Consider the following 13,824-nt stretch of genomic DNA (forward strand, 5'->3'; position numbering starts at 1 on the left):
GCTTTCGGGTGGATGAAAGAAGGCGGTTAAAGAACGGCGCCGGTAAAACCGGCGCAGCGCGCACCGTGTCGGTGCGGCATCGGAGGGTCTGCCGCCGGACGGAGCCGGCGTCTTCTTGTTATCTTGTCGTCTGCCTGTTTGCGGTGTTTTGTGCGGCGCGGCGGGAGCCTGTCGTCTTATGCCAAAACGGGTCGGCAGTGTGATCCGAACTTAATCACGGCCTTCGCGCCGCTGTCTTGCACGGGCGGGAAGGAAATGCTTTGCAGAGTACGTTTTTAATTAATAGAATCGCTTTTTTAATACGTTTTACCTTCGGGTAAAACGGCGCGGATTATAAGAGAAAATGCAGCCGATAAGCAAAAATTCAGTCAGCCGGGCCGCCGTGGGCGAAAACGAAGCGGGGCAACGCCTTGACAACTATCTGATAAAAATCCTCAAAGGCGTACCCAAAAGCCATATCCACCGCATTATCCGCGCGGGTGAAGTGCGGCTGAACAAAAAACGCTGCAAGCCCGACAGCCGCATTGCGGCGGGCGACATTGTCCGCATTCCGCCGGTGCGCACGGCTGAAAAGGAGAGGCCGTCTGAAAAGGGTTGGGACGCGCCCGCGCGTGAGTTTGACACCGTTTACGAAGACGACGCGCTCTTGGTCATCGACAAACCGGCGGGCATGGCGGTGCACGGCGGCAGCGGCGTGAGCTTCGGCGTAATCGAGCAGCTGCGCCGCGCCCGACCCGAGGCGCGCTATCTGGAACTCGTCCACCGCCTCGACAAAGATACCAGCGGCCTGCTGATGATTGCGAAAAAACGCAGCGCATTGGTGAAGCTGCACGAAGCCATCCGCAGCAACCACCCGAAAAAAACCTATCTCGCCCTCGGCGTCGGCGGTCTTGCAAACGACCGCTTTCATGTGAAACTGCCGCTTTTGAAATACACCGGCGCGCAGGGCGAAAAAATGGTGCGCGTGAGCGATGAAGGCCAAAGCGCGCACACCGTATTCTGCGTTCTCAACCGCTTTTCAGACGGCCTGCTGCACCAGGTCGGCCTGTCGCGGCTCACGCTGGTTGAAGCCACGCTCAAAACCGGCCGCACCCACCAAATCCGCGTCCATATGCAGTCGCAAGGCTGCCCGATTGCGGGCGACGAACGCTACGGCGACTATCAGGCCAACCGCCGCCTACAAAAACTCGGCCTGAAACGGATGTTTCTGCACGCCAGCGAGCTGCACATCGACCACCCGCTCACGGGCGAAAAACTCGTACTCAAAGCACCGTTGCCGCAGGATTTGGCGCAGTTTGTGACGATGTTGGAACACGGTTGTCGGAAATAGCCGACAAGATTGTAAAGAGGCCGTCTGAAAACCGTTCAGACGGCCTGTCTTTGTACACAATTCGTTTATAATGCCGCCCCTTTTTACCCAACTTAAATTTTCTTAAAACTATGGACAAACCGGCAAACAGCCTGCTCGAACGCCTCTTCGGGCTTTCCGCACACAACACCGGCGTACGCACGGAAATCATGGCGGGCATCACCACCTTCCTGACCATGTGCTACATCGTCATCGTCAACCCGCTCACCCTGTCGCAGGCGGGCATGGACTTCGGCGCGGTGTTCGTCGCCACCTGCATCTCCGCCGCCATCGGCTGCTTCGTGATGGGGCTGGCGGCCAACTACCCCATCGCCCTCGCCCCCGGCATGGGGCTGAACGCCTACTTCACCTACGCCGTCGTCAAAGGCATGGGCGTGCCCTGGCAGGTGGCTTTGGCTGCCGTGTTCGTGTCGGGCATCATCTTCTTATTGTTCAGCTTTTTCAAACTGCGCGAAATGCTGGTCAACGCCCTGCCGATGAGCCTGAAAATGGCCATCGCCGCCGGTATCGGCCTGTTCCTCGCCCTTATCGCCCTGAAAAACGCCGGTGTCATCGTGTCCAGCGACGCCACCCTGGTCAAAATGAGCGACGTTTACATCCTCGGCGAAAACGGCGGCAAAAGCCCCAACTGGCCGGTGCTGCTGGCCATGCTCGGCTTTTTTCTTATCATTTTTCTCGACTATTTCCGCGTGCGCGGTGCCATCATCATCGGCATTCTCGCCGTCACCCTGCTCGGCATCGCCCTCGGGCAGGCCGAATTCAAAGGCATTGTTTCCGCCATCCCCAGCATCCAACCCACCCTGCTGCAAATGGACTTTAACGGCCTGTTCCACGGCAGCATGGTCGCCGTTATCTTCGTGTTCTTTCTAGTCGACCTCTTCGACAGCACCGGCACCCTCATCGGCACGACGCACCGCGCCGGCCTTTTGGTAGACGGCAAGCTGCCGCGCCTCAAACGCGCCCTCTTGGCCGACTCCACCGCCATCGTCGCCGGCGCGGCGATGGGTACGTCGTCCGTCACCCCCTATGTCGAAAGCGCGGCGGGCGTGGCAGCGGGCGGGCGCACCGGCCTCACCGCCGTAACCGTCGGCGTCCTGATGCTCGCCTGCCTGTGGTTCTCGCCGCTGGCGCAAACCGTCCCCGCCTTCGCCACCGCCCCCGCCCTGCTTTATATCGGCATCCACATGCTGCGCTCGGTGCTGGAAATCGACTGGGAAGACATGACCGAAGCCGCCCCCGCCTTCGTCACCATCGTCTTCATGCCCTTCACCTACTCCATCGCCGACGGCATCGCCATGGGCTTTATCAGCTACGCCGCCATCAAACTCCTGTGCGGCCGTGCCAAAGACGTACCGCCGATGGTGTGGCTGGTCGCCGTTTTGTGGGCGGCGAAATTCTGGTTCTTGGGCGTGTAAAGGCCGCTCCCGCCTTCGCGGGAACGACGTTTCTGAAAACGCCCGAATGGCAAAAGGCCGTCTGAAAACCCGAAAGGGGTTTTCAGACGGCCTTTTGCCGACAGGGGGAAGGGATTCGACAAACAAAAAACGATGCCCCTTAAAACCGGAGTTTTAAGGGGCAGAGCGTTACGGCACATCTTTTCAGACGGCCTTATTGTAGCAACGTCTCTCATTTCGCTGTGCAACAATAGGCGAAATCTTAGTTTGCGGTGTCGGAAATGTCAAGAAAAGATTTACACAAACCCTGTTAATAATATATTGTGTTAATTTTCATTAATAACTAAGCGAGACACATTATGGCGCCATTTACTTTGAAACCATTGAATTACATTTTGGGCTTGGACATCGGCATCGCCTCGGTAGGTTGGGCGGTGGTCGAAACCGATTCAGACGTCCTGCCTTACCGTTTGATTGACGTGGGTGTGCGTACGTTTGACCGTGCCGAAGTGCCGAAAACGGGCGAATCGCCTGCGGCGGCGCGGCGGCTGGCGCGCAGCGTGCGGCGCATGATCCGCAGGCGGGCGCACCGTATGCTGCGGGCGCGGCGTTTGCTCAAACGCGAGGGCGTGTTGCAGGCGGCCGATTTTGACGCGCACGGTTTGGTCGAAAATCTGCCCGTGAATCCGTGGCAGCTTCGCGTGGATGCGTTAAGCCGCAAACTGATGCCTTTGGAGTGGGCGGCAGTGTTGCTGCATATGGTGAAGCATCGCGGCTATTTGTCGCAGCGTAAAAACGAACGGAACAGCAGCGATAAGGAATTGGGCGCGCTGCTGTCGGGCGTGGCGGCCAACAGCGAAGCCTTGCAGGGCGGAGATTTCCGCACGCCGGCGGAATTGGCGGTAAACAAATTTGAAAAAGAAAACGGCCATATCCGCAACCAGCGCGGCGATTATTCGCACACGTTCAACCGCAAGGATGTGCAGGCGGAATTGGTTTTGCTGTTTGAAAAACAAAAAGAATACGGAAATCCTTATGTTTCAGACGGTCTTTTGACAGGCGTGGAAGATTTGCTGATGACGCAACGCGCCGCGCTTTCGGGCGATGCGGTGCAAAAAATGCTCGGCCGCTGTACGTTTGAACCTGAAGAATACAAGGCCGCTAAAAATACCTATTCGGCCGAACGCTTTGTCTGGCTGACCAAGCTCAACAATCTGCGGATTTTGGATCAGGGCAGCGAGCGGCCGCTGACTGATTCCGAGCGTACCAAGCTGATGGACGAGCCGTATAAAAAAACCAAACTGACTTACGCGCAGGTACGCAGATTGTTGGAACTCGACGATACTGCGTTTTTCAAAGGGCTCCGCTACAGCAAGGACAACGCTGAATCTGCAACGCTGATGGAAATGAAGGCCTACCACTCCATAAGCGGCGCGTTGGAGAAGGCCGGTTTGAAAAACAAAAAATCGCCGCTGGCCTTATCGCCCGAATTGCAGGACGAAATCGGCGAGGCGTTTTCGCTATTCAAAACCGATGAGGACATCAGAGGCCGTCTGAAAGGCAAGCTGCCGGACGAACAGCTCGACGCGCTGCTCGAATATGTGAGCTTCGACAAATTTGTGCAGCTCTCGCTCAAAGCCCTGCGGAAAATCCTGCCGCTGATGGAGCAGGGCAAACGTTACGACGAAGCCTGTGCGGAAATCTACGGCGACCATTACGGCATAAAAGACGACAAGCAGGCGCAGTTTCTGCCGCCCGTATCCGCCGACGAAATCCGCAATCCGGTGGTGCTGCGCGCGCTGTCACAGGCACGCAAGGTGGTTAACGCCGTGGTGCGCCGCTACGGTTCGCCAGCGCGTGTCCACATCGAAACGGCGCGCGAAGTGGGCAAATCGTTTCTAGACCGCAAGAAAATCGAAAAACGCCAAGAGGAAAACCGCAAAGACCGCGAACGCTCTATCGCCAAGTTCCGCGAATATTTTCCTAATTTTGTCGGCGAACCCAAAGCCAAAGACATCCTGAAAATGCGCCTTTACGAGCAGCAGCAAGGCCAATGCCTCTATTCGGGCAAGGCGATAGATTTACGCCGTCTGAACGAAAAAGGCTATGTCGAAATCGACCACGCGCTGCCGTTTTCGCGCACTTGGGACGACAGTTTCAACAATAAAGTCTTGGTGTTGGCCGGCGAAAACCAAAACAAGCGCAACCAAACGCCTTTCGAGTGGCTCGGCGGCGATGAAAAACGCTGGCGCGAATTTACCGCGCGGGTGGAACACTGCCGTTTCCCGCGCAGCAAAAAACAGCGGATTTTGATGCAGAAACTTGATGAAAAGGATTTTAAAGAGCGCAATTTGAATGACGCGCGTTATGTAAACCGCTTTTTGTGCAACTTTATCGCGCAAAATATGCTGCTTACCGGCGAGGATAAAAACCGCGTGTTTGCTTCCAACGGCCAGATTACCAACCTGTTGCGCGGCATGTGGGGGCTGAAAAAAGTGCGCGAAAGTAACGACCGCCACCACGCGCTCGATGCGGTCGTCGTGGCCTGCTCCACCGTAGCGATGCAGCAGAAAATCACGAATTATGTGCGCCAAAAAGAGATGAATGTATTTGACGGCGAAATGGTGGATAAAACCACCGGCGAAGTGTCGCGCCTGCATTTTCCGCAGCCGTGGGATTTTTTCCGCCAAGAAGTGATGATGCGCGTGTTCGGCAAGCCCGATACGCCGTCTGAAAACAATGAAGAAGCCGATACGCCGGAAAAACTGCGCGCGCTCTTGGCCGACAAACTCTCTTCGCGCCCCGAAGCTGTACACGAAGCCGTAACGCCACTGTTTGTATCGCGCGCTCCGAGCCGGAAAATGAGCGGGCAGGGGCATATGGAAACCATCAAATCGGCCAAACGCTTGAGCGAAGGCAAGAGCGTATTGCGCGTACCGCTGACGCAGTTGACGCCCAAGCTGCTGGAAAACATGGTCAACCGCGAGCGCGAGCCGCAGCTTTACGAAGACCTGTTAGGCCGTCTGAACGCACACGGCGGCGATCCGGCCAAAGCCTTTGCCGCGCCGTTTTTCAAACGCGACAAAGCAGGCAATCCTACCCAGCAGGTTAAGGCCGTGCGTGTGGAAGATGTGCAGAAATCGGGCGTAATCGTGCGCGAAGGCAACGGCGTGGCAGACAATGCAACGATGGTGCGCGTAGATGTGTTTGAAAAAGGAGGAAAATATTATCTGGTGCCGATCTACACCTGGCAGGCGGCAAAAGGGATTTTGCCGAACAAGGCAGTGATTGCTCATACTGATGAAGCAAACTGGCAGGAAATGGATACTAGTTTTACGTTTAAATTTGCGCTTTATCCGAATGATTTGGTTCTCGCTAGTCTTAAAAAAGAAACTTATTTCGGCTATTTCGCAGGATTGGATCGGTCAACTGGAAACATTAGTCTACGTGTGCACGATTTGGAAAAATCCAAAGGCAAAGACGGTGTGTACCGTATCGGTGTCAAAACCGCCTTATCTTTCCAAAAATACCAAGTCGACGAATTGGGCAAAACCATCAGACCATGCCGTCTGAAAAAACGCCCGCCCGTGCGTTAAAAGCAACGCCCCTGTTTCAGGTCGTCTGAAACAGGGGCATTTTGTTTATACCAACCAAAAATGACAAAGGGGAACATCATGACCTGGCGCAGCCTGCTTATCTCAAACAGCGGCAAGCTCTCATTGCAGCGCAAACAAATCCTTATCCAACAAAGCGGCGAATCCTATACTGTCCCCATCGAAGACATCGCCGTCATCGTAATCGAACACCGTGAAACCGTTATCACAGCCCCCTTGCTCTCCGCATTGGCCGAACACGGCGCGACCCTGCTGACCTGCGACGAGCAGTTCCTGCCCTGCGGCCAGTGGCTGCCTTATTCGCAATACCACCGCCAGCTCAAAACCCTCAAGCTGCAACTGGGCATCAGCGTGCCGCTCAAAAAACAGCTTTGGCAGCACATCGTCAAACAAAAAATCCTCAACCAAGCCTTTGCCGCCGACGAAACCGGCAACGACATCGCCGCCAAACACCTGCGCGGCCTGGCTTTGGAAGTCAAATCAGGCGACACCGGCAACCGCGAAGCCCAAGCAGCCGCACTGTATTTCCAAGCCATGTTCGGCGAAACATTTACCCGCAGTGACAGCAATGCCGTCAACGCACATCTCAACTATAGCTACGCCGTGTTACGCGCTGCCATCGCCCGCAGCCTGACTCTATACGGATGGCTGCCCGCGCTCGGCCTGTTTCACAAAAGCGAACTCAATCCGTTTAACCTAGCCGACGACTTCATCGAACCCCTGCGCCCGTTGGCCGATTTAACCGTAAGGGATTTATACGACAAAGGCCGTCTGAAAAACGAACTCACGCCCAATGCCAAGCAGACATTAATCCGAGTCCTGCACAGCCAGGTATCCGTTGACGGCCAATGCTTCAGCACCCTGGCCGCCATCGACCGCATGATTGCATCTTTCCAACCCGCTCTACAGGGCAAAAACGCCAAACTGCTGAAGCTGCCCCAAGTCCTGCCGTTGAAAGAGTACCGTTATGAGTGAGGCCAAATTTATGCGTATGATAGTGTTTTTTGACCTGCCTGTTACCACAGCAGCCAAACGCAAAGCCGCCAACAATTTCCGCCGTTTTCTGCAAAGAGACGGCTACCAAATGCTGCAATTATCCGTGTACAGCCGTATTGTAAAAGGGCGCGATTCGTTGCAAAAACACCACAACAGGCTGTGCGCCAACCTGCCAGAAGAGGGGTCGGTACGCTGTTTGGAGGTTACCGAAAAGCAGTTTGCTACCATGAAATTGCTACTCGGCGACCTGAAAACCCAAGAAAAAAAGGTCAATTCAAACCAATTATTGCTGTTTTAATCCCATTTTTTGAGCAAAATAAAACGGGAAATCCTTATCAGATAAGGATTTCCCGTTGGGGTATTGTAGCACTGCGAAATGAGAGAGGGAGCTACAACATTATCGGGGATGCTGTTAGCGACTGAATTATTGTAGCACTGCGAAATGAGAGAGGGAGCTACAACAAGTTAATGGAAGAGAGCATTGGTCAAAGGATTGTAGCACTGCGAAATGAGAGAGGGAGCTACAACTATCTTTCTATCATCTCCACCTCTAAGCAAATTGTAGCACTGCGAAATGAGAGAGGGAGCTACAACAACTGGTTCGTTGTATCGCCGTATCAGATTATTGTAGCACTGCGAAATGAGAGAGGGAGCTACAACGAAGACTATATCTTTGTCGCGTCGCAGGTTATTGTAGCACTGCGAAATGAGAGAGGGAGCTACAACTCGATGGCAAAAGAGGGCTGGGAAGCACGGATTGTAGCACTGCGAAATGAGAGAGGGAGCTACAACCGAAGTCCGAACGTAAAGGCACGGCCTGGAATTGTAGCACTGCGAAATGAGAGAGGGAGCTACAACTGTTAAGAGTGCCTTCGTAGTAGTAATGGAATTGTAGCACTGCGAAATGAGAGAGGGAGCTACAACGCGATATTTGGCCAGAGCATGCCGTAACTCATTGTAGCACTGCGAAATGAGAGAGGGAGCTACAACCAAATACCCTGCTGATTACGCCGCTGTCCAATTGTAGCACTGCGAAATGAGAGAGGGAGCTACAACATGATTTCGCCAATTGCGGATAGAACGCAGATTGTAGCACTGCGAAATGAGAGAGGGAGCTACAACGGATGTGTACCGCGCGTTAGAGGATGCGGGATTGTAGCACTGCGAAATGAGAGAGGGAGCTACAACGGGGCGAACCATGCTTAACGACGACGCACGATTGTAGCACTGCGAAATGAGAGAGGGAGCTACAACTGAGCAATGAGAAAGGGCAAGGCGTAGATGATTGTAGCACTGCGAAATGAGAGAGGGAGCTACAACAGAAAGTTCGAATGGCCGGTTAAAGATGTGATTGTAGCACTGCGAAATGAGAGAGGGAGCTACAACCCACAAACCAGCTCAATGAGTTGAACACCGCATTGTAGCACTGCGAAATGAGAGAGGGAGCTACAACGTTGAAGAAAACATATGACGCAATTAGTGGATTGTAGCACTGCGAAATGAGAGAGGGAGCTACAACGGTATCGGAACGTCGGCCATCACTTGGGCAATTGTAGCACTGCGAAATGAGAGAGGGAGCTACAACTTTCTTCTGGTGCCATAAGAAGTTTTTTTGATTGTAGCACTGCGAAATGAGAGAGGGAGCTACAACCGGTCATCCTGCTGCTAGAACGTGGCCTTTATTGTAGCACTGCGAAATGAGAGAGGGAGCTACAACGGCTGTGTGAGCAGGCTCCAGACGCCCGAAATTGTAGCACTGCGAAATGAGAGAGGGAGCTACAACCGACACAGGGCAATCAGGGCATGAACAGTGATTGTAGCACTGCGAAATGAGAGAGGGAGCTACAACCCGACGGGTGCAATCCTAGTGATAGACGAAATTGTAGCACTGCGAAATGAGAGAGGGAGCTACAACTTGCCAAACCTCATCATCTCGCTGTCCTTGATTGTAGCACTGCGAAATGAGAGAGGGAGCTACAACATAGCAAATGCTCAGCTACCTGAATTTCCGATTGTAGCACTGCGAAATGAGAGAGGGAGCTACAACAAAGCAAAAAGGCTTTAAGATGGCTGCACGATTGTAGCACTGCGAAATGAGAGAGGGAGCTACAACTGATAAACAGGAATCTGCCGATCATGTTCAATTGTAGCACTGCGAAATGAGAGAGGGAGCTACAACACCATCTTTAAAGAAAAAAGGCTCGCCTTTATTGTAGCACTGCGAAATGAGAGAGGGAGCTACAACTTCGCAGGTTTTCTATGACATTTTTGGTTTATTGTAGCACTGCGAAATGAGAGAGGGAGTTACAACTCGGCGGTGAAAGATAAGGAGTAATGCATAATTGTAGCACTGCGAAATGAGAGAGGGAGCTACAACCGAAACAATGATTTCCAGCGGGTCTCGGTCATTGTAGCACTGCGAAATGAGAGAGGGAGCTACAACCCGCCTCGTTTTCGGTTGAGGATGCCAGCGATTGTAGCACTGCGAAATGAGAGAGGGAGCTACAACACAACAAATGCTAACGCTTCCAACCTCTTCATTGTAGCACTGCGAAATGAGAGAGGGAGCTACAACAGTGGATTGTGGGGCTGCTCATATCGTTCGATTGTAGCACTGCGAAATGAGAGAGGGAGCTACAACTTCTGAAGAATCCGTTTATGACGATTACTTATTGTAGCACTGCGAAATGAGAGAGGGAGCTACAACTGTTAGCGAAAGTTTACGGATTGAAGTGCAATTGTAGCACTGCGAAATGAGAGAGGGAGCTACAACCCATAGACAGATTCATCCAAAGTCTCATTAATTGTAGCACTGCGAAATGAGAGAGGGAGCTACAACATTGCCGCTTGCATCCTCAACCGAAAAAGAATTGTAGCACTGCGAAATGAGAGAGGGAGCTACAACCGTCTCATTGCCCTCAACTGTCGGGAAATAATTGTAGCACTGCGAAATGAGAGAGGGAGCTACAACCGTCCGAATGGTTTGGTGCTTATCTTGTCGATTGTAGCACTGCGAAATGAGAGAGGGAGCTACAACTGTTTTCGTGGGCGCGGTGTGCACCGATGAATTGTAGCACTGCGAAATGAGAGAGGGAGCTACAACTCGCTCAACGACGTGAGCGGCAACATGCGGATTGTAGCACTGCGAAATGAGAGAGGGAGCTACAACCCAAGCCCATTCGGGCGCGTCGGGCATCGCATTGTAGCACTGCGAAATGAGAGAGGGAGCTACAACTATGGTTGGCTGCGATTATCCCGTTGATTGATTGTAGCACTGCGAAATGAGAGAGGGAGCTACAACAAAAGTACAGCCGAATCCGGTCAGACTACGATTGTAGCACTGCGAAATGAGAGAGGGAGCTACAACTTAACGTTTAATTATCACGGAGTCGGAGGTATTGTAGCACTGCGAAATGAGAGAGGGAGCTACAACCGAATGTGTCGGCAGAATCGTTCGGCCAGTATTGTAGCACTGCGAAATGAGAGAGGGAGCTACAACGTTGGCCTGTGATGTAGGCGGTGTCCATCAATTGTAGCACTGCGAAATGAGAGAGGGAGCTACAACCCACTCTTGGCTCTTCTCGGCCTCCAGCAAATTGTAGCACTGCGAAATGAGAGAGGGAGCTACAACCGAATCGAAAGGCTTTGCGTAGTTGCATAGATTGTAGCACTGCGAAATGAGAGAGGGAGCTACAACTTCGCCCCCTGGACATATTCAGCACTGACGATTGTAGCACTGCGAAATGAGAGAGGGAGCTACAACGATGATCCGGCTCTTGACCCGTCTCAACTTATTGTAGCACTGCGAAATGAGAGAGGGAGCTACAACTCTACGGAATGAACAGTCCCCATGAGGGGTATTGTAGCACTGCGAAATGAGAGAGGGAGCTACAACTTATCGTCGCCATCATGCGAAAACTCGCCAATTGTAGCACTGCGAAATGAGAGAGGGAGCTACAACCTTGAGTATACCGACCAACGCAATAGATATATTGTAGCACTGCGAAATGAGAGAGGGAGCTACAACAACAGACGAGTACATCAAAGCAACCCATCAATTGTAGCACTGCGAAATGAGAGAGGGAGCTACAACGGAGAATCTTATCCCGAATACAAACCCGACATTGTAGCACTGCGAAATGAGAGAGGGAGCTACAACAGGCCGCCAGCTCGGTGACAAAGACAGCAAATTGTAGCACTGCGAAATGAGAGAGGGAGCTACAACTCCGATGCGGAACATAACCAATAGACGAAAATTGTAGCACTGCGAAATGAGAGAGGGAGCTACAACTTCGCCCCCTGGACATATTCAGCACTGACGATTGTAGCACTGCGAAATGAGAGAGGGAGCTACAACTAATGACAATGCGTAAAGTCGCCTGGAACAATTGTAGCACTGCGAAATGAGAGAGAGAGCTACAACAGGTATCAACGGTCGGCGATTGGCTGACAGATTGTAGCACTGCGAAATGAGAGAGGGAGCTACAACTGCCTTTTTGTTTGCCTGTATCCTCTGCCAATTGTAGCACTGCGAAATGAGAGAGGGAGCTACAACATTAGTTGCGTTGTGGTGATGCACATATTAATTGTAGCACTGCGAAATGAGAGAGGGAGCTACAACCTACGGCGGCAGCAGGCCGGAAGACAGCGCATTGTAGCACTGCGAAATGAGAGAGGGAGCTACAACTGTTGTGCTGGTGGAATTGCAGGTTTTCCAATTGTAGCACTGCGAAATGAGAGAGGGAGCTACAACTATGTGTCTAAATGGGGCCTTGATTCAGAAATTGTAGCACTGCGAAATGAGAGAGGGAGCTACAACCTCTTCCTTGGCCGCCTGCACGCGCATCCAATTGTAGCACTGCGAAATGAGAGAGGGAGCTACAACACTATAGGGCTATGAGTGACCAGACGACTGATTGTAGCACTGCGAAATGAGAGAGGGAGCTACAACTGATTTAAACCAGGATCCGCCGTTTAAAGTATTGTAGCACTGCGAAATGAGAGAGGGAGCTACAACGCGTTTATGATTCTTTAGACAGACTCAACAATTGTAGCACTGCGAAATGAGAGAGGGAGCTACAACAGGCCGCCAGCTCGGTGACAAAGACAGCAAATTGTAGCACTGCGAAATGAGAGAGGGAGCTACAACGCTCTGTGGCTGGCGTCGGACAAGATGGATATTGTAGCACTGCGAAATGAGAGAGGGAGCTACAACTTGGTTTAATAAAAGGCTGTCTGAAAATTCATGGGGCTGTACTAGATAAGCAGTCATGTCAGACTGCAAAAATGAAGATAACCCGTTGTAAACTAAAAAAGAGTACACAGAAAAAGTTGCTTCAGTTTTTTGTACTCGAAGTTACTGCCCGTTCAGCAGCTGATTTATTGGGCATCCACCCTAATTCGGCAGTGCTGTTTTACCGCAAGATTCGCGAAGTCATCAGCCATCATCTTTCACTGGAAGCCGATACGGTTTTTGACGGCTCAATTGAGTTGGACGAGAGTTATTTTGGCGGACACCGCAAAGGCAAACGCGGGCGCGGTGCGGCAGGAAAGGTGGCAGTCTTTGGCATTCTCAAACGCGGCGGCAAGGTTTATACCGTGGTTGTCGAGAACGCTAAAAGAGAGACGTTATTTCCTGTTATAACAAAGAAAATTATGCCTGACAGTATTGTCTATACGGATTGTTTGAGCAGCTATGATGTGTTGGATGTAAGCGGATTTACCCACCACCGCATTAATCACAGCAAGCTGTTTGCCGACAGACAAAACCACATCAACGGCATTGAAAACTTTTGGAATCAGGCAAAACGCGTACTGCGCAAATACAATGGAATCGACCGTAAATCTTTCCCGCTTTTCTTGAAAGAATGCGAGTTCCGTTTTAACTTTGGCACACCCTCCGAGCAGCTTAAAGTGCTGCGCCGGTGGTGTGAAATTTAGGGCTTATCTAGTACAGCCCCAAAAATTATTCAAAAACAGGTCGAAATCAATCACGGACAAATCATCCGACATCACGAAATTCAACAATTCTTCCATAACCTTCATCTCGCTTTTATTCATATGCTCTCCTCTCAAGCTTCAGAAAGAGCCTTGTCTGCATTCAACGATACGGTGGTGGCAAATACCTCTATCGAAAAATTGAAAAAAGTTGAATGGATGATGAGTTCAGAAATGCATAAGGAATATGAAGAAACGCTTCCACTTTTGAAGAACGAAATGAATGTCAGCAAACATGCGTTTTGGCATAAAAAATCACCGGAAGAACAAGAAAAATTTGCCAAAATATTTAAACAAAACAAGGTTGTGATTAATGCAATGGCCAAAAATGAAGACGGATGAAATTTCATTCAAAAAATTCTGAAAAGCCATCCCGATAAACGGATTGACCTGAGCAAATTGAAACCCGGACAAACAATTCCTGACCTTTTATATGAACAGCTTGGAGAAGATT

The 13,824-nt window shown here is 51.6% G+C and carries 7 protein-coding genes and 1 CRISPR repeat array; all 7 genes read left to right on the forward strand.

Annotation, left to right across the window (positions count from 1 at the left end; translation table 11 throughout):
* The first annotated feature begins 343 nt into the window (after positions 1-343).
* Positions 344-1,330 carry an RluA family pseudouridine synthase gene (locus tag ACG2K1_RS04600; protein ID WP_395429562.1) on the forward strand — a complete coding sequence of 329 codons (987 nt, stop codon included), beginning with the start codon at positions 344-346 and terminating at the stop codon, positions 1,328-1,330.
* 110 nt (positions 1,331-1,440) lie between these two features.
* A complete protein-coding gene (locus ACG2K1_RS04605) occupies positions 1,441-2,784 on the forward strand; it encodes an NCS2 family permease (RefSeq protein WP_009425955.1) in 1,344 nt (447 codons plus the stop codon).
* A 338-nt stretch (positions 2,785-3,122) separates the two neighbouring features.
* Positions 3,123-6,359, forward strand: coding sequence for a type II CRISPR RNA-guided endonuclease Cas9 (gene cas9 / locus ACG2K1_RS04610; RefSeq protein WP_395429563.1), 3,237 nt, complete (start codon positions 3,123-3,125; stop codon positions 6,357-6,359).
* Positions 6,360-6,437: 78 nt separating this feature from the next.
* Complete coding sequence (cas1, locus tag ACG2K1_RS04615; RefSeq protein ID WP_395429564.1) at positions 6,438-7,352, forward strand: type II CRISPR-associated endonuclease Cas1; 915 nt, start codon at positions 6,438-6,440, stop codon at positions 7,350-7,352.
* Positions 7,345-7,671 (forward strand): CRISPR-associated endonuclease Cas2, encoded by a 327-nt coding sequence (gene cas2, locus ACG2K1_RS04620; RefSeq protein WP_009426344.1) that lies wholly within the window; start codon positions 7,345-7,347, stop codon positions 7,669-7,671. The genes cas1 and cas2 overlap by 8 nt, the downstream gene beginning before the upstream one ends.
* Before the next feature lie 62 nt (positions 7,672-7,733).
* A CRISPR array of direct repeats spans positions 7,734-12,588; the repeat unit is 36 nt; unit sequence ATTGTAGCACTGCGAAATGAGAGAGGGAGCTACAAC.
* 71 nt (positions 12,589-12,659) lie between these two features.
* Complete coding sequence (locus ACG2K1_RS04625) at positions 12,660-13,313, forward strand: IS1595 family transposase (RefSeq protein ID WP_402838886.1); 654 nt, start codon at positions 12,660-12,662, stop codon at positions 13,311-13,313.
* Between the two features lie 150 nt (positions 13,314-13,463).
* Entirely contained in the window at positions 13,464-13,712 is a 249-nt protein-coding gene (locus tag ACG2K1_RS04630) for a hypothetical protein (protein WP_402838889.1), read from the forward strand.
* Positions 13,713-13,824: the final 112 nt, after the last annotated feature.

This window comes from Neisseria sp. 23W00296 (assembly GCF_044772855.1).
Taxonomy (GTDB): domain Bacteria; phylum Pseudomonadota; class Gammaproteobacteria; order Burkholderiales; family Neisseriaceae; genus Neisseria.